This is a genomic window from Dyadobacter tibetensis Y620-1, assembly GCF_000566685.1.
Classification (GTDB): domain Bacteria; phylum Bacteroidota; class Bacteroidia; order Cytophagales; family Spirosomataceae; genus Dyadobacter; species Dyadobacter tibetensis.
The window spans coordinates 1-24,838 of sequence record NZ_AZQN01000007.1 but is presented as its reverse complement, the minus strand read 5'-3'; the positions used below and the strand labels follow the sequence as shown (position 1 = coordinate 24,838).

General features: G+C 42.4%; 13 protein-coding genes, 1 pseudogene and 1 riboswitch. Of the genes and pseudogenes, 10 read left to right on the top strand and 4 right to left on the bottom strand.

Features of this window, described 5'->3' with window-relative positions:
- Positions 1-10 precede the first annotated feature (10 nt).
- The 3 genes and pseudogenes from X939_RS0116740 to X939_RS23430 all read right to left on the bottom strand — a co-directional run.
- Complete coding sequence (locus X939_RS0116740) at positions 11-3,268, bottom strand: SusC/RagA family TonB-linked outer membrane protein (RefSeq protein WP_025764445.1); 3,258 nt, start codon at positions 3,266-3,268, stop codon at positions 11-13.
- Positions 3,269-3,886: 618 nt separating this feature from the next.
- Positions 3,887-4,120: a hypothetical protein gene (locus tag X939_RS0116735; RefSeq protein WP_025764444.1), complete on the bottom strand. Its 234-nt coding sequence runs from the start codon at positions 4,118-4,120 to the stop codon at positions 3,887-3,889.
- 59 nt (positions 4,121-4,179) lie between these two features.
- Positions 4,180-4,273: riboswitch (SAM-I-IV-variant riboswitch) on the bottom strand.
- 65 nt (positions 4,274-4,338) lie between these two features.
- Positions 4,339-4,614, bottom strand: a pseudogene (locus X939_RS23430) (sulfatase-like hydrolase/transferase); the annotation flags it as partial.
- A 456-nt stretch (positions 4,615-5,070) separates the two neighbouring features.
- On the opposite strand from X939_RS23430, the gene X939_RS0116730 reads away from it, so the two are divergent.
- Positions 5,071-6,591 (top strand): sulfatase, encoded by a 1,521-nt coding sequence (locus X939_RS0116730; RefSeq protein WP_025764443.1) that lies wholly within the window; start codon positions 5,071-5,073, stop codon positions 6,589-6,591.
- Positions 6,592-7,057: 466 nt separating this feature from the next.
- On the opposite strand, the gene X939_RS0116725 is transcribed toward X939_RS0116730, so the two are convergent.
- On the bottom strand, positions 7,058-8,551 hold the full coding sequence (locus X939_RS0116725; protein ID WP_025764442.1) for an alpha-L-fucosidase: 1,494 nt from the start codon (positions 8,549-8,551) through the stop codon (positions 7,058-7,060).
- A 307-nt stretch (positions 8,552-8,858) separates the two neighbouring features.
- Between X939_RS0116725 and X939_RS0116720 the strand changes: the two genes are divergently transcribed.
- The 9 genes from X939_RS0116720 (at position 8,859) to X939_RS23805 (ending at position 24,454) form a co-directional block, all read left to right on the top strand.
- Positions 8,859-9,710, top strand: a complete 852-nt coding sequence (locus X939_RS0116720; RefSeq protein WP_025764441.1) for an AraC family transcriptional regulator — start codon at positions 8,859-8,861, stop codon at positions 9,708-9,710.
- Between the two features lie 102 nt (positions 9,711-9,812).
- Entirely contained in the window at positions 9,813-10,217 is a 405-nt protein-coding gene (locus X939_RS22560) for a DUF6157 family protein (RefSeq protein WP_044199866.1), read from the top strand.
- 13 nt (positions 10,218-10,230) lie between these two features.
- Positions 10,231-10,821, top strand: a complete 591-nt coding sequence (locus tag X939_RS0116710) for an HD domain-containing protein (protein WP_025764440.1) — start codon at positions 10,231-10,233, stop codon at positions 10,819-10,821.
- A 302-nt stretch (positions 10,822-11,123) separates the two neighbouring features.
- Positions 11,124-12,053, top strand: a complete 930-nt coding sequence (locus tag X939_RS0116700; RefSeq protein WP_052353484.1) for an aldo/keto reductase — start codon at positions 11,124-11,126, stop codon at positions 12,051-12,053.
- Positions 12,054-12,174: 121 nt separating this feature from the next.
- Positions 12,175-14,244, top strand: coding sequence for a thioredoxin domain-containing protein (locus X939_RS0116695; RefSeq protein WP_025764438.1), 2,070 nt, complete (start codon positions 12,175-12,177; stop codon positions 14,242-14,244).
- A gap of 294 nt (positions 14,245-14,538) precedes the next feature.
- Entirely contained in the window at positions 14,539-17,544 is a 3,006-nt protein-coding gene (locus X939_RS0116690; protein WP_229236079.1) for a SusC/RagA family TonB-linked outer membrane protein, read from the top strand.
- Between the two features lie 37 nt (positions 17,545-17,581).
- Positions 17,582-19,156, top strand: coding sequence for a RagB/SusD family nutrient uptake outer membrane protein (locus tag X939_RS0116685; protein WP_025764436.1), 1,575 nt, complete (start codon positions 17,582-17,584; stop codon positions 19,154-19,156).
- A 77-nt stretch (positions 19,157-19,233) separates the two neighbouring features.
- Positions 19,234-22,581, top strand: a complete 3,348-nt coding sequence (locus X939_RS0116680; RefSeq protein ID WP_025764435.1) for a VCBS repeat-containing protein — start codon at positions 19,234-19,236, stop codon at positions 22,579-22,581.
- Between the two features lie 595 nt (positions 22,582-23,176).
- Positions 23,177-24,454 carry a phage tail-like protein gene (locus X939_RS23805; protein WP_025764434.1) on the top strand — a complete coding sequence of 426 codons (1,278 nt, stop codon included), beginning with the start codon at positions 23,177-23,179 and terminating at the stop codon, positions 24,452-24,454.
- Positions 24,455-24,838 lie beyond the last annotated feature (384 nt).

The following is a 24,838-nucleotide window of genomic DNA, read 5'->3' as shown; positions in this document are numbered from 1 at the left end:
ATTATCGAGATTAAAATCCAACTTGAATTCCTAAATTAAACACCTTTTGAAGTGGGTAATTGAAGCCATTTCCACCCAGCTCCGGGTCCCACATTTTAAATGTAGACCAGGTCAGGAGGTTAGTTCCCGTGAGATAAACACGAAGATTGGACATACCCCATTTTCTGGTGTTTTTGATGGCTGTATAACCCACCTCCAGTTGCTTGAGACGAATAAACGAGCCGTCACGGATCCACCAGGTGCTATTCTGATTATTATTGACATTCACCGTAGTGGAGAGGCGGGGCCAGAGGGCATAGATATTCGGGTTCTCTTCCGACCAGTGATCATCAGCATATGCTTGAATGAGGCCATTTTCCGAAAGCAATCCGTTGGCAGATGAGAGGGTAAGCGGATCATTGGAGAGACTCCCCGTAATACTATTTACAAAGGGGCCGGTACGATGAGGATCTATGGAAAAAGATGTTTCCGCTAGGCCTTGAAAAAAGACATTAAAATCTATTTTCTTATACCCCATTGACGCACCGAAACCATAAGTGACCTTGGGAACCGTAGGTTTGCCAATCGGGACCCGATCAAGGGAGGTGATAGCTCCGTCTTTATTTAAGTCCTTATATTTGATATCTCCGCCTCCATAATCGAGCCCCGGGGTTCCAAATTGCTGAGGAGAATTCCGCGCTTCTTCATCATCTACAAAAAGCCGTTCCGCAATAAAGCCTTTTTGAACATTGACATTATTACCAATATTAGATACCCATGGAGCACCGATCGCCGCATAATTGGGCTCTTCAAATATTTTATATCGATTGTCCGAAAAGGTGTAAGTGCCCCTAGCCGTTAACCAGAGTTGGTTAGCAAAACTATGGTTGATGTCCAGGGAGCCGTCTACCCCCCAAGCCTCTACAGATCCTACATTGCTTTTAAGGAGAGCCTGAAGTCCAAGGGTGGAAGGTATGTCGGATCGTGTTTGAAGTATACTCGATCTGGTTTCATTGAAATAATCTACCCTGAGCTGAATGGCATCCTCCAGCAGATTAAGGTCCATACCGACGTTCATTTTACGTGCTCTTTCCCAAGTTACTTTTGCATTGGCGTACCTCGAAATAGAAACCCCATTGATGTTTTTTTCAAAGCGTTTTCCAAATACAGATCCTGCCTGCCCGGATGCCAGATTTACTTCAGAGAGATAAAAAAATCTGTCGCTGGCTGCAGAACTACCTATTTTATCGTTCCCAACCCAGCCGAAGGAGGTTCTAAACTTCAGTCGGCTGATTTTTGTGCCCAGATCTGTAAAGAATTTTTCGTTCGATACCAACCATCCTACACCAAAGGATGGGAAAAAACCCCACCTGTTGTTCCTGGCAAAGCGTTCCGAACCATTATAACCGAAATTGACTTCAGCGAAGTAGGTATTGTTATAGTCATAATTGAAACGACCGGATATACCCAGGTTTCGACTGGGTAGTGAGGCCGACACAGTGCTTGCATTCGCATTCAAAAATTCTTGTGCAAGGGCCACAATTAACCCTTGCGTATTATGCTTATTGAAGGATCGGACATAGTCAATAGCCGTTTGAGCATAGAATACAGAAGAGTTTTCGCGATATCCGGGCTCTAGTTGTAATGCCTCCAAACCGGCTTTGGTTCTGACCATGCTATAAGTGTCGTTTAGCTGGTCGTAGTTTTGCACCCGATAGAAATATGGTATGTAGGAGCGTCGATTCTCAAAATAGGAGGTTGTATTGGCATTGCCCAGAAAGCGTAGATTCAGACCTTTGGTAATGTCATCCAGTTTTTGGTTGAGCTCAAGCTGCACCAGGGACAGTTGTCTTCTGGTATCGCGATACCCTCTTTGCAGCTCCGCATATGGATTAAACCAGGCGGCTTCGTTGGCCGAGGTGGTCGATCCTCTGGGTCCATAATCATTCCCGAAAGTAATATGGGGAACCCCAATTAAATTACTCGTAGGAGTAATAACCGGGGCAAATCGAACGGGACTCGTTCGTACCGCCGCATTATACATGGCATTCCCCCCCTGCAGAGGTCCTTTAAGGTTGTCCAGAGTAGAATGAAGACGAACAATCATCTCCGTCTTGGGGGTTAGGTCTATATTTACATTGGCCCGTAGAAGGAACCGGTCAAGGTTGATATTGCTCTGAAATGGGTTGTTAGGGTCCGACCGGATGAGCCCATTATCATGTGTGTAGGATCCAGCCACATAATATCTCGCTTTCACCCCTCCACCTCTGACGTTCATATTGAAACGTTGTTGTGTGGTAGCTTCTCTAAACAGCAGTTTGTACCAGTCGACGGCTGGGTAGGCATTAGGATTTAATTCCCTTTCCGTGCCCTTGATTTTCTCCTCTGTATAGGTAGCAAATCGCCCTCGAGTCCTCTCGGCCTCGTTCTGAAGCCGCATATAGGTAATAGGGTCGGCCATCTTGATGAGGGAAACTGGTGAGCTGATCGAATTTTCAACCCGTACACTTACCACCGCCGGACCATTATTGCCCGACTTGGTGCTCACTAATATTACACCATTTGCACCTCGTGCACCATAGATTGCCGTAGTCGTGGGGTCTTTCAACACGGAAAAGCTCTCTATATCGTCAGGCTGAAGGCGTGCCAGGTCGTCCACGGTAAGCTCTACATTGTCAATCAGGATTAAGGGGCCATTCTGATTATTAAAGGAAGCCACACCACGGACAAAAAATTGGGCATTATTTGCTCCGGGTTCTCCTGAAGTTTGATATGAAATCAAACCTGAAACCCGGCCCGCCAAGGCAGTGGTAAGATTGCTGGCAGGAACCTTTAGATCCCCAGGCTTGACAGAAGTCATGGCGCCAACCACGGCATCTTTTTTGATAGTTCCGAATCCTACCACGACCACCTCATCCAGAGCCTTCTCGTCGGTTTGTAGCTGGATATCGATCACCGATTTGTTGCCCATTACTACTTCCTGTGTAATATATCCGACAGCAGAAAATATTAGGGTGTCTCGATTGGAGGGTACTGTGATTCTATACTTTCCTTCTGCATCGGTATTGACACCAAGAGTAGTTCCTTTTACCAATACCGTTACTCCCGGAATCCCGGAATCGTCTCCGGGGTCGGTTACACGACCGCTGATGGTTTTATCGGCATAAGAACCTGAAGAATTAGCATCTTTTGTCAGTAAAACGAATAATAAATAGAATGAAAAGAGTAGTACTTTACTGGTACCACTGTACAACACCGTTGAGGTGTGTGGTAGAAGTCTTTTGTTCATACGTCTGTTTTTTAGGAATAGTTATTGAAAATTATGACTCTTTAATATTTTATCATAGGCATCTGGATTAGTACGTTATAAAGAAATCATTGAATATTATAATTAATATAAAGTTGAGCCAGGTTTTATTCTAATGATGGAGGAGTAATGGATTGCTAAGTAATTCTATATACCGTGGATAGTAAAATAGGATTTTATCCGAAATTGGTTGAAGAGGATAAGGACGCATGTGTACGTACCTCAAAATGAAGCGAAAAATTTTCAACCGGTTGCAAATGCATTTTTGGAGTCTGAGAAGGCCTTTGATGCTTCGGTCAAGGTAAAATGGTAAAATGTAATTATTACGGGCTAAAAAAAGATTAAAATAATTTTAATAATAGACTAAAAGTATTGGCAATATGACCATTATAGAAGCTTCCTACTTCTGGTATCCTTGTATATTACCTGCTGCATTTTGGGAGAAATAAGAGGATGTCAAAGATTTTGTTATGATAGATCAATGGCAAAATGAAAGGGTGTATCGGACCATTGCCGATACACCCTGCACCATTATAATATTACCCATTCCTTATTAGAAATACTGCGGGGAGTCTTACAAGAAATGGTTGTAGTGAAGGTCTATCCTTGATTTCGATGTGGAGCATAGGGGCGAGCTCCTTCAGTCAGCGAATTATAGTCCCATCCCCTTCTTTTTATTTCTCTTTGTAATTCCTGAAGGTAGGTTGCCCGCGCTCTGGTACTTGATTTTAATTGAATTTCCTGATTTAAGTCCGCTATCAGTTCAAGGTCACTGGCCTTGCGAAAGCGGGATGAGAAGAACCGGGTCAAAGAATTTTGATCGGAAAAGGACATACAAATACAATTTAAATGGTTAGAGATAAATGAATTTGTATTTCGATACGAAAGCGATGATGATACGTTTTTTTTGGTTGAAACCCGTATTATTTTACCACCGTGGTGCCTACACCCGGTTGGTATCGTTTGAAACGATTCGAAATACTATCGGTAAAATTATAACGACATACTGAGAATTACAAGGAAAATCTGGTTATCCTATTTTCAGGATTGATATGTTGGCCTGTCATCAGAGATGACCGGGAAGGGGCACATACCGAGGACCCGCTATAGTATTTGGTAAATCGGATACCTTGCTTCGCCAGCTTGTCGATGTTGGGGGTGCTGAATTTTTGTTGTCCATAACAGCTCAAATCACCATAACCGAGATCGTCGGCTAATATTTAGATGATATTGGGTTTTCTGTTGGGCTGAGCCAGGGATGAGGTGCCGGCTAAAATGAGAAAGATCAATAAACCGAAGACTTTAAAAATTAGGGTGAGCTTGTTCATAGGTGTTAAGGATGACAATATAATACTGTATTTAAAGGCTTATCTGGCAGAAGACGATGGACAAGTGTATTCCAATACTATCGAAGCAAATACGTTTCAACAGTATAGGTTTAAGAATAGGTACGGCCACAAAACTCTAAACAATATAAACACACAGCGTATTCCATTGTCCTCAAGATGTTGTTTTACGTATTTATCTTCTCAAATAGTATAGGTGATCTGTTAGGACGGGTATGAGAGTCAGATAGGAAATAGGGGAGTAGATATTTCGAATTAACTCATTTAAAGGATTGTTTACTGGGGACTACAAAGGAAGTACGTGGAGGTACAAATAAATGAGACCTTGGCTCTACCTTTAATGTCGCTATCCAAATATGAAGTATAGGAGTATTGAAATATAATATTAAACTAAAGTAATGTGCGTGTTCTTTTTTAGAAATGAATTTTTTAGTGAGAATGAAACCAATCCATCTTAAAAGCATTTTAGTGGGGCTGTTCATGGTAAGCTGCCCTTCCCTGCTGCATGCGGAAAAAAGGCCCAAGAAGCCCAATATAATATTTATACTAGTCGATGACCTGGGATATGCCGACGTGGGTTTTAATGGTTCCAAATGGTTCGAAACTCCAACTATGGATGCCCTCGCCAAGCAAAGCCTAGTGCTGGAAAATGCCTATATGTATCCGACCTGCTCTCCTTCTCGAACGGCCTTCTTTACCGGAAAGCAGTCCTTTAGGACCGGTGTGTATACCGTCCCCGTCTTAGAAACAGGAACCGACCAAGAGAATATTTTTTCTCGCTGGACGGTCGAAAAGAAGCATACTCTTTTTTCGGTGCCCCTGGCCGAGGCTGGCTACCAGGCCATTCATCTGGGCAAGTGGCATATTGTGGGCCCCGACCCACTTCATGAGTTACACATGAAGTTCCCCCTTAAGGAAAAGCTAACACAACCTCAACCTGGCGATTTTAGCTGGGTAGCTGCCCATAAGTCCAAGGCCATTCAGGAATATTATCCTGAAGGTCGGGGATTTGTGAAGAACGTAGGGGGAACCTATCGGGGTGATCCTGCCCTCGAAGCCGGTGGATATAAGAGTGAAACCATGGGCTACCACGCCCCATTTAGTAATCCATTTATCGAGCCTAAGCCCACCGATTCCTGGCTAACCGATCGGCTGACTGACGAAGCCTTGGAATTTATGGAAGAGCATAAAGATTCCTCCTTCTTCGTCAACCTGCATTACTATGCCGTTCACAGACCTGTAACCAGCCGTAGCCAAACGCTGATGGATAAGTATATGGGAAAAGAGGGGGATGCGGTGACCGGACAAGGACTTGGCCCACGGCGAAAGGAAATGGCCGCTTACGCTACGATGGTCGAATCGGTAGATCAAAACTTACAACGGATCCTCGATTTTCTTGACGCCGAAGGCCTCCGCCAGAATAGCGTCATCATTCTCACTTCCGATAATGGCTATAACGGTGGTCAGAGTAGCAACGATTTGATGCGCGGCTCGAAGGGGTATATCTACGAAGGAGGCATTCGGGTTCCGGCGCTGATCAACTGGCCAGGCCAAGTGGAGCCCCGTAGGAGCCAGGTGCCTATTACAGTGCTCGATTATTACCCTACATTCCTGGAACTAGCCGGTGTTGACAATTATACAGGCCCGCTGGATGGTCATTCCTTGACCTCCTTGTTTAAAAAGGATGATCGTAAACTACAAAAAAGAAATATTTATTGGCACTTGGCCAGTCAATATAAGCATGGCACCTGCTCGGTAATACGAAGTGGTCCCTATAAGCTTATTCAGTTTTTGGCCAGTGGGGAGCTGGAGCTCTACGATTTGGCTCAGGACCCTCTGGAATCGGACAATTTGGTGACGAAAGAGCCATTGCTTACCAAACGGTTATTGGCCGATCTGGTCCACTGGAGGCAAAGCAATGCCGTGCCCTTACCTCCGAATGCTGCCTTGAAATATTAATTAATCTATAAAAATGACCGGAATACCCTGTATGAAATGACAGGTTAGATTATGCTTGTGAAGAAGAATATTTCAATCAGAATCTGGACAGAATTCTAGATATATTAGAGAAAAAAGGAGAGCTGGACAATACCATGATCATCGTCACTTCCGATATCGGGATGCCGTTTCCTAGAATAAAGGGGCATGTTTATGAATATGACAATCATTTTCCCTTGGCGGTGATGTGGAAGGGGTTTCACGGAATATTTTATTTAGGATGAGGGATAAGAGTAAGGGTTGGGATAATAAATCCGGATCGTTTGATAAAATTATAAGGTACATGCCAGGACTGCTGAATCTTTCCATGTGAAGGCCCATTACGACACCTTTTAAGCCATTATTTCAATCATAAACGATCATATTAATGTTAAAAAATACACCACCGATTTCAGATCGATGGTGCACTTGGAGAGGTATATTTCAATTAATTTATTTTGAAAACATACGCATATTTTCCGACTTCCTTTGCAGGCATCTCAATAGATAGTCCGTCTTTGGTTTGCTTAAATTTTAAGTTTCCTTCGTTCCCGATCAAAGTAACTTTTGATACTTTCTTGGCCATTAGCTTATTACCTTTAGCTAGAGTACGGATATTGGCTTTTCCATCTGTAGGCCAGGCCATCATGGTAGCGTATAGCTGGTCGCCTTTCACCGTGTACCGAATATCTTTCGCGCCAAGGTCTTTGTTCTTTTCTTCGGACAAATGCCCTTCCACGATCTTGGTTGGTCCTTCTCCATAGATGCTAAATGGGCGAGTCCCGTAAATGGCCTCTCCATTAATTTTGAGCCATTTTCCTAGTTCCATTAGGACTTCTTTCTGGTCGTCGGGGATGGTTCCGTCGGCACGAGGACCAACATTCAGGAGCAGGCAACCATTTTTGCTGACAATGTCTACAAGATCATCTACGATGGTGTTAGGATTCTTTGAGACCCAATTGGTAACATAGCCCCATGAATTCGCTCCTACAGAGGTATCGGTTTGCCAAGGTAATTTACGAATGTCGGCCAGTTTGCTTCGCTCAATATCGAGCATATGTGTACCTTCGGGGAAGGACTCATGTTTAAGATTCTTAGATTGAAGGACTACTTCCTTGTTCCACTCATTAGCCTTATTATAGTAATAACTTGCTAGTGTCAGATGTTGAGGGGCATATTCCGGACGGTCAAAACCGAAGTCGAACCATAATACATCCGGCTGGTAATTGTCAATAATCTCTTTGGTTCTCTTCCACCATAAACTACGGAAATCCGCTGATGCTGGGGCATAGGGCTCATGATTGGGACCATATAGCAAATCGTATTTGGGGGCAGTATTATTAAAAGAAGGTTTTTTGTTAAAGTAATCCCAGTTGAAAGCGAGATGGGAAGATGCGCCAAATTTCATTCCCTGCTTCAAGGTCTCCTCCCGAAGCTCTTTCAAGAAGTCACGACCTGGACCCATATCGACAGAATTCCAGGGGGTATAGGACGAATTGTACATGGCAAAGGCATCGTGATGCTCAGCAACAGGAATGATATATTTTGCCCCCGATTCTTTAAATAGGCTTATCCATTCTTCGGCATCGAACTTCTCGGCTTTAAATTGGGGTATGAAGTCTTTATATCCAAACTGGTCTAAAGGACCATATTTTTCTATATGATACTGGTAGATAGGTGAAGCCTGCTTTTTTAATATTTCACCATGTCCACCCCTGATAATGGAGTCCTGGTACATATTGCGGGGGTACCACTCGGAGCCATAAGCAGGTACCGCGTATACGCCCCAGTGAATAAAAATACCTAGTTTGGCGTCCCTAAACCATTCAGGATATTGATAGTTGTCCTTGATAGACTGCCAATTTTCCTGAAATTTTTGTTGTGCTGAGACCTGATCAACCAGGCACAGAAGAAATAGGAGAGAAAGAAATAATTTTTTCATTATTGGGATATGGATTTTGAGTTGGTAATCAGAATATGTTTTTGCTAAAAACCTGTACTATTTTGCCTTAAATGCGACATATTATTACATTTTTTTTGCTGATTTTTTGGAGTCTGCTTGTTTAAATAGTATTAAAGTTTGTAAGTTTGAAAGGTCGTATTTTTGCTTTTTATTTAAATAATTTGATCTATTCTAGTGCTATGTCAAGAATATTGGCAAATTTAGTCCCTTAAGATGGAGCGTACAGCCCCATCGTTGGCATTATGTAATATTATATTGCCATAATTTAACAATTCTATTCCCAGATATGAAAGCCCAGTTACTGAAAATATCTAATAAGTTAGAGCAATCCTTTAGCATACGACACGATATTGTGCCCGTTTATCATAATCGATGGCACTATCATCCGGAGATAGAAATAATACATATCAGAAAGGGCAAAGGAACCTATATTATTGGAGATAGCATATCCTCATTTGAGGCTAATGATATCTTTGTCCTGGGTCCTAATCTTCCCCATTTATTTCGTTACGATCACGATCAGGAAGAGATATATTCGGATGCATATGTGATTCATTTTCTTCCCAATTTTCTTAGTGAAGAATTTTTTAGGGTTCCGGAAATGAAGGCCGCAAGAGAATTTATAGCGAAGTCGCAGCAGGGTATACATATTAAGAAAGATGCCACCGACCAGTTTGGGACTAGGATGGCTGATCTCCATGATTCTTCCGGAATTTACAGAATTATCAATCTGCTAACCATATTTGCTGAGCTAAGTACCGCTATATCCGAAACGAAGCTAGCTTCTTTTGGCTATATGTACCGATACGACGCCGTAGACAGTGAGCGTCTCAATAATATCTATCATTTCGTATTAGGGAATTTCGATAAGGAAATCACCCTTGATGAAATATCTAATGTGGCCAATCTGAGTGTCAATTCCTTTTGCCGATATTTCAAAACCAAAACCAACAAAACGTTCTCTAATTTTCTTTTAGAGGTCCGAATTGGCCATGCCTGTAAGCTGCTTCTGGAAACGGATCTGAGTATTTCTCAAATATGTTTTGAGAGTGGATTTAATAACCTTTCGAATTTTAACAGGTATTTTAAAAAAATTGCCGGAAAGACACCTTCTCAGTATGTCTCTGATGCAAAATAGTTCTCAGTTGAAAGGGAATTCCATATACTTGCTGATAGAAAGCGATTAGCTTTTGAACGGATAAAGGTATTCAACCATTTGTTATATAGAAACCTTAGGATTATGAAACAGCATAGCACCAATTATTTTAATACCTTTATTGAGGTTGCTGCCAATACAAAAGCTGTTTGTGGGGTGGCTCCCCCGGTCAGACAGAACAGGACAATTGCCGAAAGACAGTATTCCCTCATATCTGCTCAGCCCTATCAGTTTACTTCGGATGAAATATTATTTCAGATATATGCCGATAGAAATGATTTGGGAGAATCGGAATATTTACCTGCCAGAGACCTGTTTTTCTCCAAAGGCCAAGCCTGTCTCCGGGCCTCGCCACTGACAAAAAATTATGGTTTTGGGGTTCATTTTGATCATATGGGCAGGGTGGCCATTTATGGTATGGAAACTGAAGCGTACGAGAATTTTTTGAAAGACCAACAGTTGGTAAAAGTCAGAGCCATGCGCTCCTAATCAGAAAAGTAATATGAAAAATGAGAAATTGCTCCAGCAGATTGATTTTATAAGGGAAATTGACAAAATAAAATATATTCAAAGGAAAACGAAGCTGTTTAATAGCGATCGAAGAGAAAACGATGCAGAGCATAGCTGGCATCTGGCCATGATGGCCATGGTTCTCCATGAACATTCGGATGATCCAGTTGATCTTCTAAAGGTTATTAAAATGGTTCTTATACACGATATCGTCGAAATAGATGCGGGTGATACCTTTATTTATGATCAACATAAGAACCATGACAATACAGACGAAGAGATGAAAGGTGCGGAAAGAATATTTGGGCTGCTACCCGAGGCTCAGGCAAAGGAAATGATGGAGCTTTGGAAAGAATTTGAAGCTGGACATAGTAATGAGGCAAAATTTGCAAAGTCCATGGATCGGCTGGAACCGCTGCTGCAGAATGTTTCAAATAACGGGGGAACCTGGAAGGAGTTTGGTGTGAAGTATCAAGCGGTTTACAATAAGAAAAAGGTAATCGAGCAAGGCTCAAATAGTTTATGGGAATACGCAGAAGAACTTCTTGATAAAAGTGTTGAACGGGGCATATTAAAGAAGTAATATCCAGGGCTGAGAAACGTTCTGAATCCTCTATGCTTTCCATTTTCGATATAATGGCTGATCTGGCTATAGTATTTAAGCCATGGGGCTAGCTATCTACTATGCCTAATCTCCTGGGTAATATATCTCAGCCGGAAATGAAAATATATACTAAAATAGTACTACTGCATGCCAACATAGACATGGAAATGATTGAGGACTCTCCATAGTTTTGCATCGTTTAGTCCATCGGCCGTAAATTCATGACTTTCATTGTCAGTTTACGCATCACAGGGCCTGATTTATCAATCTTCTTCAATGCTATGAAGCCCACATATATATCTGATATTCATGATTCTCATTACGATTTTGGCCATGGTAGCCGGCTGGTATACGGATGTTCCGGCCTAGGTGGTGTCTGGGGAACGACCAATTATGAAGAGTCTGTAGACTGCCTTCTCTATGCTTTTGAGAATGGGATCAGCGCTTTGGATACCTCTCCTTCTTATAATGAATCGGAAAAGGTAGTTGGCAAAGCTTTAGCGAAGTGGAAAGGCCCCCGTCCTTTTATCAGTACCAAAGTAGGTCGTCTGAAGAGTTCTGATGCACATAAGACGATCGTGGACTATAGTCCGGAACGTATGAGACGGAGTGTTTTAGAGAGTCTGGACACACTGGGCGTTGATCAAGTAGATCTTTTATTCTTACACGAACCTTATTTAGTGCCTCTAGATCGGATACGTGAAGTACTGGAAACCCTTCATGGTTTTGTTGATTCTGGATACTGTCGCATGCTAGGGGTAGGAGGGAATCCTACCGATGAGTTTAGGCCTTATATTACCAAGGAGAATTTTCAGGTCGTGTCTGGTTTTTTGAAATTAGATGCTTGTAATTTTAGCGCTTTTGATAGAGATATTCCTCATATAGAACGAGAGCAGGTAGCCTACTATGCAGCTTCTGCCCTTCATTTTTCCTTATTAGGCAACCGATATGAGCAGTTTGTTCAGTGCCCGCCGAACGATGGTTGGATAAGTGCTCAGGATATTCATAATGCCCAGTTAATCAAGGCTATTGCCTATCGAGAGGGGATGAAACTGTCATCGCTGGCTCAGCGTTTTTTGTTTTCTACCCGGCAGGCAAATCGGGTGGTGATGGGCGCCAGAAATATAGACCAGATCGAATCTACCCTCCAGGATTGGAAAGCAGGGGTCTTGTCCCAGTCCTTGTTTGATGAAGTCGTAGCTGTGATATGAAAATATTTTTTTTGAAATGGTTAGTTAGTGCAAAGCATCCCATCGGGTTTCCCGATGGTTTCTTTTTTTTGTAGCAAAAACTTCGAAACTTTAGATTCCTTTTTTTTTAACACGTCTACTTATGCGATTGCAACTTTTTTCTCTGATACTGATGGGCTTTGTCGTTTGTTGTCAATCAGAAAAGCAAGGTAGGGAGGGCAATCGCCTAAGAGGAGCCACAAGCCCCTATTTGCTTGGGCATGCCGATAATCCAGTTAATTGGTACGAATGGGGAGAGGAGGCACTTGAAAAGGCTGAAAGGGAAAACAAACCCATTATAGTCAGTATTGGCTATGCTTCCTGCCATTGGTGCCATGTCATGGAACGTGAATCGTTTATGGATACCGCGGTGGCCAATTATATGAATCGCCATTTTGTATCCATAAAAGTAGATCGTGAAGAGCGTCCCGATCTGGACGATATCTATCTGAATGCAGCACAGCTTATTCATGGTGAGGGAGGGTGGCCCTTAAATGCCTTCACTCTGCCAAATGGCAAACCATTTTATGCCGGGACTTATTTTACTCAACCTCAATGGTTACGTTTATTGCAAAATATTCAGGAGGCTTATACCAAGGATTATGAAAAGGTAAGGAGACAATCGGAAAACCTTACGGCGGAAATTGTTAAAATACAAACTGAATCAGGAAGGTCTACAGATTTTTCCATAAGTAATTATAATTTGGCTATTCTGGTGAAAGATAGTCTCTTGTCGCAATATGATCATCAATATGGAGGACTAAAGGGATCCTCAAAATTTCCGGAGCCACAGCAATGGGAATTTTTGATGCAGATGTCGAGTCTGAAAAAGGATAAAATTTTGTGGCAAGCCGTTGAGAACACCCTGGCATCTATGATGAATGGCGGAATTTATGATGCACTGGGAGGTGGCTTTTTCAGGTACACTACCGATGAGAAATGGGAGATTCCTCATTTTGAAAAAATGCTTTATGACAACGCCTTACTCTTGAAACTATACGCTCATGCCTACCAGTATACCTCAGATAAGCGCTATGAACAAGTGATAACCGAAATGTACGATTGGCTATCCCGGGAAATGGAGCAGGAAGATGGAGGATACTTTTCGTCTATCAGTGCCGACAGTGGGGGAGATGAGGGGGCTTTTTATGTCTGGAAATACGATGAGCTGAAGCATGCCCTAACCGTCGAAGAGTTTGATCTTTTATCACGGGTATTTGAAATAAGTCAAGAAGGGAATTGGGAAAAGTCGACCAACATTTTATTTAAAAAACAAGATGTCCCGCTCATGGACCAAAGCGAAATTTCCAAAGTAAAGGCCAAATTATACAAACTACGTTCGAAAAGGGAGCGCCCGGCCACAGACGACAAAATATTGACCGCCTGGAATGCCCTTATGATAAAAGGGCTGACGGAGGCCTATCAGGCTACCGGAAAGGATAAATATTTACATTCCGCACTTAAAACGGCAAGGTTTATAGAAAAGAAAATGCTGACCCCGGATTTGAAATTATTTCGAACTTTTCGACAAGGTAAGGTATCTGGAACTGCTTTTTTAGAAGATTATGCCTACCTGGCGGACGCTTATCTAGCCCTATACCAGGCTACTTTTGATGCACACTGGCTGGACATGTCTAAAAGCCTGGTTATGACCATTGACCGTCGCTTTCTGGAAGATGGAAATCCCTTTTATGTTTTTAACCCTACTGATCATAAAAAGCCCCTTGTTCCCAGTCATGTGGTAAGCGACCAGATTTTACCCTCACCCATTGCGATTATGGCTCAGCTGAAGTTTCGACTTGGGAAAATATTTTATGACGATGCATTATTATTGGAATCGACGAATTTATTAAACCAAATGAAAAATACTATTTCTACTGAACCGGTATTTTACAGCTCGTGGGCTCAATTGGCGGCATATGATGGCTATGGGTTTTATGAGGTAGCCATTACAGGTGGGGCATCCTCAGCCCTGGGACAGGCCTTTCAGAGACATTATCTGCCGAATATCGTGGTCGCTGGAGGAAATTCTGATACCATTCCATTATTGAAAGATAAGAATATTTTGGGCCGAAATATGATCTTTGTTTGCAAGGATAAGGTATGTAAGCTTCCTGTGCAGCGAGTCAGCGAAGCTATTGGGCAATTTCGGCATGGGAGGCCTAAGCAATGATAGATTCGGATCTAAAAGCAATTTCTGCCAATATAGTATAGGCAAATGCTGAGCTAATCATAGTAGTATATGGCCATTTAATAGAATTTTGCAAAGGCGTCTTAATCAAGATTCTGCTTGGATGGTGTCTGCTAGCCAAATATGGGGTTTACCTCAATAAGCGTATATCCCTACTTTGTGCTGGACGCTTCCAGGTTCTCGCTCATCAAGCCTTTTATCTAAATGGACAAAATTCGACAATTTAAATTATGCTCATCAGGTGTCAAGCTAGGGATGTTCCTTCTTGCATTTTTAATGACTACACTGCACCTGCACGCTCAGCAAAGAAAGGTAACAGGCAGGGTGACATCCGCATCAGACTCAGGCGCATTGCCGAGTGCCAACGTGACCTTAGCCGGCACAACCACGGGAGTGGTGACTGACATGGATGGCAATTACAGTATCATGGTGTCGGGAAGCAACGATACGCTGGTCATTAGCTATATTAGCTTTATCCCTCAAAAGATATCCGTTGGCAACAGAAGTAATATAGATATACAACTGGTGGAAGATCAGAAAAGTCTCCAGGAGGTAGTTGTGGTCGGTTATGGTAGTCAGAAAAAAAGTGACATGACCGGTGCTGTTGCTTCGATCGGGAGTGAAGAGTTATCTAAATTTGTTACCTCCAATGCGGCTTCAGCCATTCAAGGAAGGGTAGCTGGTGTGAACGTTACAGCCAATGGTGGCGGACCTGGTGCGGCGCAGCTCGTGACCATACGAGGGACGGGTACCTTGTCCGACTCAGGCCCATTATATGTGATAGACGGAATGCTAACAGGAGGAATGGGGTCGCTTAATCCCCAGGATATTGAATCGATTAGTGTGTTGAAAGACGCTTCCGCAAGTGCCATTTACGGTTCACGGGCAGCCAATGGAGTGGTAATTATTACTACTAAGAAAGGAAAAAGCGGACATTTGAATATAGATGTTGACCTGTCCACAGCTATGCAGTCGCCAACGAAGTATCTGGACTGGGCCAATGCCCGGCAATATGCCGACATTGTCAATCGGGCGAGGGATAATGATGGCAATCCAAGGTTTCCGGCCAATGACAGTGAGTTTAACCCTGCCATCAGTTCCGATATACAACGTGAAAGTTTAAGAAATGCTCCTATGAGCAATGCAGGTTTACGGATTTCGGGGGGCAGCGAATATGGTACCTACAGTGTTTCACTAAATTACCTGGACCAAAAGGGTATTGTAAAGGAATCGGACTTTAAACGGATTAATGCAAGGGTGAATTCAGCTTTTTCGAAGGGGAAATTTAAATTACAGCAGACAATGGGTTTAACACGTACAGTCAATAACCCAAATAATTATTTTAACCGAGAGAGGGATTTGCTTCCAACGATTGCTATTCGTGATGCCTCGGGCAATTTCACGGCCAATAATATACCTGCAGGATCATCCTATAGCCTGGCGGGGTACTACGGCGTAGGTAATATTGGCAATTCACTGGGGCTTGCAACCTTAGAAGATCGGACGGTGACCAGCAATGGTCTGATTGGAAATATTGATGCTTCATATGAACTCGTAAAAGGACTTACATATAAGTTAAATTTTGGAGCGGAATATTCCGCAGATAATAATTACCGGTTTACACCTAAATATTTTTACAATGGATCACAGGTAGGGAATACTCCTTATGCCGAACTCGCTGAGACCAATTCAAATCTGTTATCTAAACTTATTGAAAATACACTGAACTATAACCGCAAATTCGATCGCCACAGTTTAGATATACTTTTGGGACAATCGTCGCAGACTACCCAGTTCCGATCTCTAGGAGTAATCGCCAGGAATTTTCCTTCCAACGAAATCCGCGTGGCATCTGCAGCAGCAGATAGATCTCAAATGCCCTCGAATGAATCTGTAACAGGCCTATTGTCCTATTTTGGAAGGGTTAATTACACCTATGACGATCGGTACCTTGTTACGGCTACCTTACGTAGGGATGGATCTTCTTTATTTAGGGAGGATCTTCGCTGGGGAGTATTTCCTTCTGCTGCCCTAGGCTGGAATATTTCTAACGAGCCATTTATGAGGGATTTTAAAGGCTTTTCCAATATGAAGCTGCGAGCCAGTTATGGTGAAATTGGCTCAAATAACGTAGTGCCTTATGCCATTAATCCTGAGTTGAATCTGAACTCTGACTATATAATTGGGACCGATCAGACTCGTTTGCAGGGCTACTCGATAACTAAAGGAGTGAATCCAAATATAAAATGGGAAACTACCCGGACTACCGATATAGGTTTGGAGTTTAATATGCTGAACAATAAGCTGCAGTTTACCATGGACTATTTCATAAAAAATTCAGACGATGTATTGGTATCCTTGAATCTTCCGCTCTATACCGGATTTGGAAATCCAGTACCTTTCAATTCGGCCAGTATAAAAAACAAAGGATTTGAATTCCTTACAACCTACTATGGCTCCGCCAATAACGGATTTACATATGATATATCGGGTAATTTCAGCATCCTCTCCAACGAAGTAACGGCCTTAGGGCGTGCCACTCCTATCATTGGGGGCTCATTTACCTCTAATGGTTTAAATTCCACCAAGACTGATGTAGGACAGCCAATCGGCTCATTTTATGGATATACCGTCGATGGGATATACCAAACCAACGACGAGGCTACAGCCGCCAATGATGCCAATTCACCTAAGGCGGGTGACTTAAAATTTAAAGATATGAATGGGGATGGTAAAATTGATGTGGCCGATCAGTCATATATCGGAAATCCTACCCCCAACTTTATTTATGGCCTCAATGTTAATGCAGGATATAAAGGTTTCGACTTTACCTTGTTTTTTAATGGTGTAGCAGGAAATAAAAACTTGAATGCCAACAAGTACAGAGGATATTTTGACACGGAAGGTAATTATCTGGCCGATGCACTGAATGCCTGGACGCCGGATAATACTGATACCAACATCCCTAGAAATACTCAGACAGATCCAGGGTTTAATCGCCGGTTCTCCGATTTTTATCTGGAAAGTGGAGCTTATTTCCGTTTAAGAAATGCCCAGATAGGCTATACATTTCCCAAAAATATAATAGAAAAAGTGGGTATGAATCGTCTGCGTCTATATCTCTCGAGCCAGAACCTATTTACAATCACGGGTTATACAGGTTATTATCCCGAGGTGGGGCGCAATACCCGTTCGGCCACCCGACTATTTAGTGCAGGAGTAGACGAAAGTTCATACCCTACGGCCCGTAACTTCCAGATAGGAATTCAGGTTGGATTTTAAGAAAAATGAATAGCCGTTAGGCATAAACAATACGTATATGAAATTTAATAATCTAAAAAAGGTGCTGGCTCCTACCATACTGCTTGTGGTAGGTGTAATGGCCAGTTGTAATGAAGATATTCTGGACCAAAGCAATCCAAATGCCCTCACCCCTTCGACCTTTTGGAGATCAGCGGATGATGCAAATAAGGCCATTTTGGGCGCCTATAGCCCGTTTACCCATATTTGGAATTATTCTCGTTTTGAGATTTTCCTTTCCGATTACCGAGATGACGTGGTGAATGGGTTTGCCACTTCCGAAAGAACGGCCATAGGGAATTTCAATGGGGTTTCTATTACTAATGGTACGTTTTGGGTGTGGAGCACTAATTATCAGGCGATCACCAGAGCCAACGAAATACTCTTTAATGTGCCGAATATCCAGATGGAGGAAGCTGCCAAAAATGCTATCCTCGGCGAAGCGCGATTCTTAAGGGCCTATAATTATTTTCAGCTGGTAAATAATTGGCTTAATGTCCCATTGATAACCTTGCCAATAGGAGAAATAAAAGATCCAGAAGCCATTACTCAGGCGGATCCTGAACAAGTGTGGGCTCAAATCGTTTTGGACTTTCAGGAAGCACAAAAACTGCTTCCGAAAACTTGGGACAATGCCAATGTTGGACGTGCTACCTGGGGAGCGGCTACGGCTTATTTAGGTAAAACTTATTTATATCGAAAAAATTTCGCCAGTGCCAAAACCGAGTTTAAAAAAATAATGGACAGTGGATTGTATTCCTTGACTAAGGATTATGGGGATAACTTTACTGAAGACAAAGAAAATAACAGCGAATCTATTTTTGAGATTCAGCTTAAAGCAGACGGCAACCAGGGCTGGGGGGGCGATGCGGCTGGTGTGGGCAAAGGTGCTGCCTTTCATCCCGACCTGGCTCCTGCCGGATTTACGGGTCAGGATGGGATGCGTATCAATAGTTGGGTGCTTGATTTATTCTTAGACGAAAAGACCATTGACAATCAAGTAGATCCCCGGGCATTTGAGACCCTGTTCTGGGATACAGATCAAAAGACAACCCATGCAGGACGCGTACTGACTTCCCATACCTATTTAAACAAATCTTTTAAAGAGGCATATGGTGACAAGAATGTAGGTAGAATATTTGCCAGCAAGCATTTGGATACTCGAAAGGGATATCAGGCGTCTCAGACCAATGGATGGCATCAGTCTGGCAACAATTTAAGGCTAATGCGGTATGCCGATGTGCTATTAATGTATGCTGAAGCCGAAATGGGAAGCTGGGCTGGAAATGTTGCTACCCAAGCTGCTGTGGACGCAGTAAATCTGGTTCGTAAAAGGGTCAATATGAAACCTTTTGATCTTAATATGACCATGCAGGACTTGGCAGATGAGCGGGTCAAAGAGTTGACACTGGAGCGTACACGCTATTTTGATCTACTTCGTTGGGGAATGGTGAAGTCGCGAATTGCCGACCATCCTGAATTTAAATCGGAAAGCGGGGGGACCAAATCCTATAAACCTGGCCGCGAATATGTTGATATACCCCAGAATGAAATAGACGGAAATCCGAATTTTAAGCATAATCCAGGATATTGATTCATGATCAGATAGGTGGATGGGCAATCGAGTGATAGGATCGCCCATCCCCTTTTTATTTTATCGCCAGGAATGTAATGACAAGTACCAAAGCTTTGACGACTCCATTAACAGCTGCCCGGATCTGGTTTAGATCCTCATTTTTCTTTATTGCCATTATATTGATAATGGGCTGTGAACAGAAGCAGGAATCTTTGTTGAAACGACATGAAGCCAGTAAATTAGGAATACCGTTTAAGAATAACATTCTGGAAAACGACACATTAAATTATTATTCTTTTCCCTATCTCTATATGGGAGGAGGTGTCGCTGTAGGAGATTTCAATAATGATGGTCTGGAGGATGTATTCTTTACCGGAAATATGACCCCTAACAAACTGTATTTGAACCGGGGGGCGCGCGATGGACTGCCTTTTACCTTCGAAGATATTACCGATCAAGCAGGCTTGGCTGGGGATGACCGCTGGTATGCAGGAGTAACGGTGGTTGATATCAATGCCGATGGCTGGTTGGATTTATATCTCTCTGTGTCAGGAAAATATGGATCGACAGAAAATCAACTCTTTGTTAATAATCAAAATAATACGTTTTCCGAAAAGGCTGCCGAATATGGCTTAGCAGATGCCTCTCATTCTATTCAGGCTACTTTTTTTGATTATGATCAGGATGGGCTGCTAGACGTTTTTGTAGGAAATTATCCCATTATTAATGTGAGTATGGGTAATACTTATTATCGTGATAAAATAAAGGAAAATCGTTATGAAGAGTCAGGTCATTTGTATCGCAATCAAGGCAATGGGCACTTCGAAGATGTTACCACCGAAGCTGGTTTGCAAAGGTTCGGGCTAACTCTGGGAGTATTAGCCCAGGATTTTAATGGTGATGGACTAACCGATTTATATCTATCCAATGACTTTAACGTCCCTGATTATTTCTATTTAAATCAAGGAGACGGTACATTTTCAGAAGTCCTGCAACATTCTTTCCGACAGAATTCTCAGTTTGGGATGGGAGTCGATGCAAGCGACTTCAATAATGATGGTCTGATGGATCTTGTTCAGGTTGACATGACACCGATGGACTATAAAAGGGCTAAAACCAATATGGCCAGCATGAGTCCGCAGACATTTTACCAGGGTATTGATTTCGGATTCCATTACCAGTACATGCAAAATAGCCTGCAACTCAATCAGGGAAATGATACGAATGGTCATCCTGTTTTTGGAAATGTAGCTCGATTGGCCGGAGTCGCCACTACCGATTGGAGCTGGGGGGTATTATTTGCTGACTTCGATATGGATGGAAATAAGGACATTGTCGTTACCAATGGGATGAAGCGCGATGTCAATAATAATGACATGAATGAGCAATTTCAATCTCGGAGCTTTTTTGAAAAGAATGAAGACTATAACTACGAAGATTTACCAAGCACCCCTTTAGATAATTTTATCTTTAAAAATGAAGGCGATTTCCAGTTTAGTGACCGTACAAAGGAATGGGGATTTGAATATAAGGGCTTTTCGAATGGTATAGCGTATGCCGATTTTGATGGGGATGGGGACCTAGATATGGTCATTAATAATATTGACGATTTCGCTTCTATCTATGAGAATACGGCAGAAAAGGGAGACAACAGGAGTATAAGGCTGCGACTTCAGGGGCCTAGGAACAACCCGCTGGGAATAGATAGCAAGGTGCAAATCGTTTTGAGTGATGAGCGTATTATTACCGAGCAGCTAACCTTAAGCAGAGGGTTCCAGTCGAGCCTTTCCCCGCTAATGAATATTGGTTATGGAGCCTCTGCTTCTATAAAGTCGGTCAGGATTACCTGGCCAGACGGAAAAATAACCGAAGTTACCAATGACATTTCTGAGAAGGATATACTGGTAATTGCCTACGATAAGGCGAAAACTATGAAAATAGCTAACCATAAAAAGTCTCATTTTGATGAAATAAGTGAGGCATTGGGCCTGAATTTCCTGCATCAGGAAGATTCCTTCGACGATTTCGAAAACGAACCTCTTCTTCCTCATCGGAATAGTCGGCTAGGACCAGCCTTAGCCATGGGCGATGTGAATGGGGATGGCCTTGAAGATTTATTTGTAGGCAATGGAAGTGGATTTAAAGCAAGGCTATATCTGCAACAACCTAATGGGAAATTTGAGGTCATGACAGGCCCATGGGAGGACGATGTAAATCTGGAAGATACGGGCGCATTATTTCTGGATATCGATGGTGATAACGATCTGGACTTGTATGTAGTGCGTGGGGGGAATGACCCTTCTCAACCCAAGGATTTCTATCAGGACCGGCTCTTCGTGCAGACAGCCGAAGGATTTGTTCCCGTACCATTGCCAAATATGCCTAGCAGTGGACAGATTGTCCGGGCTGCGGATTATAATGGGGATGGCCGCCTCGATTTATTTGTCGCCGGGCGTCTTGTACCTGGGAACTACCCTTCAAGTCCCGAGAGCTATCTTTTGAAAAACATGGGTGGGAAAAATCAGGCCGTACAATTTACAAAAGATCAGTCCATACCTCCGGAATTGAGTAAAGCAGGCTTGGTCACAGCTGCCGAATGGTGTGATATTGATCAGGATGGGCAGCTCGATCTGGTAACTGCTGGAGAATGGTCACCCATCCAAATCTGGAAGAATAGTCAGGGGAAGTTTTCCGAAGTAACAGAATCATATGGACTAATGGATACCCATGGATGGTGGTATAGCCTGAAGGTGGCTGATATCGACCAAGACGGTGATATGGACTTAATTGCTGGGAATCTAGGACTAAATTATAAATATCATGCGAGTCAGGAATCTCCTTTCGAAATATATGCTAATGACTTTGATGAGAATGGCAAGCAGGATATCGTTTTAAGTTATGAAAAGAAAGGGCGCCGATTGCCTTTACGTGGACGGCAATGTTCTACCCAACAGGTGCCGGCCATTGGCAAGCGATTCGAAACTTATGCCTCATTTGCAGATGCCTCACTAGAGGATATTTATGGGAAAAAAATGTTAGATGCCTCCCTGCACCTGAAGGCATATACCTTTACTAGCGTTTGGATGGAAAATGATGGGAAAGGTCAATTTATTATTCATCCCATGGCTAGAGTAGGGCAGATTAGTTCAATCAATCAGATTGTGGCTATAGATTATAATGGTGATCCTTTCCCTGACTTTATACTGGCTGGAAATCAATACCAGTCGGAGGTAGAAACACCTCGTAACGATGCAGGAACAGGGTTGATCGCCTTAGGAGGTCCGGAAGGGATTGCTGATTATGTCACTGCTCAGCACTCAGGTCTTTTATTGAACGGAGATATTCGGGGTATGGGCCTGATACGTTTAGGACCTTCCCCCTCTAGGAATGCCCTTGTTGTAGCTGGTAATCAGGAAAGACTTAAAGTATTTAAGCTTAAATAGAGTAGGGACTAAATAATTTAATAGGGCTGTCTGGATAGGACAGCCTTTTTTTTATGTTTCTGGGGAGCGTGCATCCTATAATATAAAAAACTTTAGAAAACTTGTTACTTGTTAATTCGATGATAGTCTTATAGAATATTAGACAGATTTCTATTTTTTGACATTTTCAATATGTCTTATCAATTGATAGAAAATTTTCTATCAGAAGTTATTAATAGTTAATGTTGAGGAGTGAGCTGCCTATAAATTGACGTTTAGTGAGATGGGTTTATCAAGAATGTTCATTTCATTTTTGGTAGTTCGGGGATGGTCAGTAGCAGGGGCTAGCCAAACGCTGAAATGAATTTTTATTTCTCGCATATTTTATTTTGATAGTGTTGTATTAATAGTATTCCAGGATTGAATCTACGGTAGATAAGGTCCAAAAATAAAAATTGTTAAAACTTCCTTATTCGTCCCGGAAAGTAGAAAGACAATTCCCTTCCCAGGATTTGTTAGTTATATAATGTAAGTAGCTAGGCCATATTGGCCAAATATGTGACCTTAACCTAGTAAAATATTTTCAATCATTTCCATTTCATCAAAATCATTTATCATGAAAAAGCAATTTCTATTATTCGGATTATCATTAATGGCTTCCACGAGTTTATTAGCGCAGACAAAGATCAAAGATGGTACCGTTACAGGAACATCTTCCTTACCCAATGCGAACGCTATATTAGACTTGGAAAGTGCTAATAAAGGACTGTTACTCCCTAGAGTAGCACTGAGCAGTACGACTGTGGCAGCACCATTAAGTGCTCATGTTGCTGGGATGGCCGTGTATAATACGGCAACTTCTGGAGATGTAACACCTGGATATTATTATAATGATGGTACACGCTGGGTATCAGGTGCTTCAGCGTCTGATATCCATATCTACAAGGATAATGGTACTTTGACATCTAATAGAACAATGACCATGGCTGGCAATACCCTAAGGATGAATAATGCCGGAACTAGTACTCTATTTACCCATAATTTTGGGGAAGCCCGGATCTTAAATACGGGCATTAATAGGGGAACCATGTCAGTAGCCGCCGGGGGGTCTATATTGGATATGTATGTTGATAATGGCAATAAGGGACAATTAATTACTTCAGGCACTTCCACAGGCCTAGTGCTTGGTACAAATAATGCTCAAAATTTATCATTCGTTACCAATGGTAATACGAATGCCACGCTTACTTCGGCGGGTGATTTTGGAATTGCTACCGGGACGCCCACTCAAAAACTGGATATTGGGGCTGGTAATGTCAGGATTCGGGATATTAATACTTTAGCGGGAGCTTCCACCGATAAAATGGTCGTTGCCGATGCAAACGGGGTTCTTAAAACGATGCCTAAGCAAAATGCTTTATTGGTGGGGGGAGATTTGTCCAAACCTTTTACATCCACGACAGTAATTACGGCACCGGCAGGGGGCAATTCGTTTACCTCCTCGCTTTTAAAATCCTTTACATTTACTATTACTCAAAAGTCTTTGGTAACATTTGATTATGATGTCAGTTATTCCTGGGGAAGTTTGTCTGCTATAAGTAATGGTCAGCCAAGAATGGCTGCTACATATTTCGAATTCACCTCTAAGGCCCCCGCGAGTACTATTTTGCTGGGTACACCATTCGCAAATATTAGAACTCCTATGACCTCTACGTCTAACGAAGGCTCTCCCGGATTCTATTTTCATAACGGTTCTGCTCGTTTGGTACTGGAGCCTGGAAATTATACAGTAGAGCTAAGAGGAGGACTCTACTCTCCGAGTGGGCCTGCTACGCTTACTTTTAACGGTAGTCAGTTTGATCATGTTACCATTGTTGCGGATCCAAACTTCTAAGGTTTATATATTCCCGACACTATAGTAATTATTCTGATAAGGCAATTCGCTAGTTGCTTGCCAATAAGCCTTTCATGTGAATTCATGAAGAGTAAGCAAGTGATAAAAATGAGAAGGTCCAAAGTTAGATAATTAGGAAAGGGAAGTATAGAGTTACGCTAACCCCGTAAAAGCCATTACTAGGGAGCTCCTCCAAAGTGAAAATATGGTTACTATCTATTGATTTTGAGATCTAAACTGAAATTATCATGAATACTTTTATAAAATTGCTATTATGGATGATTGTCTTGGGGAGTATAAAAGCCAAAGCGCAGGCACCTGGCTCTGAGACGACTTACGGAGGTCCGCTAAGTACGGTCAGTATTGCTCCCGGGGGCACCCATG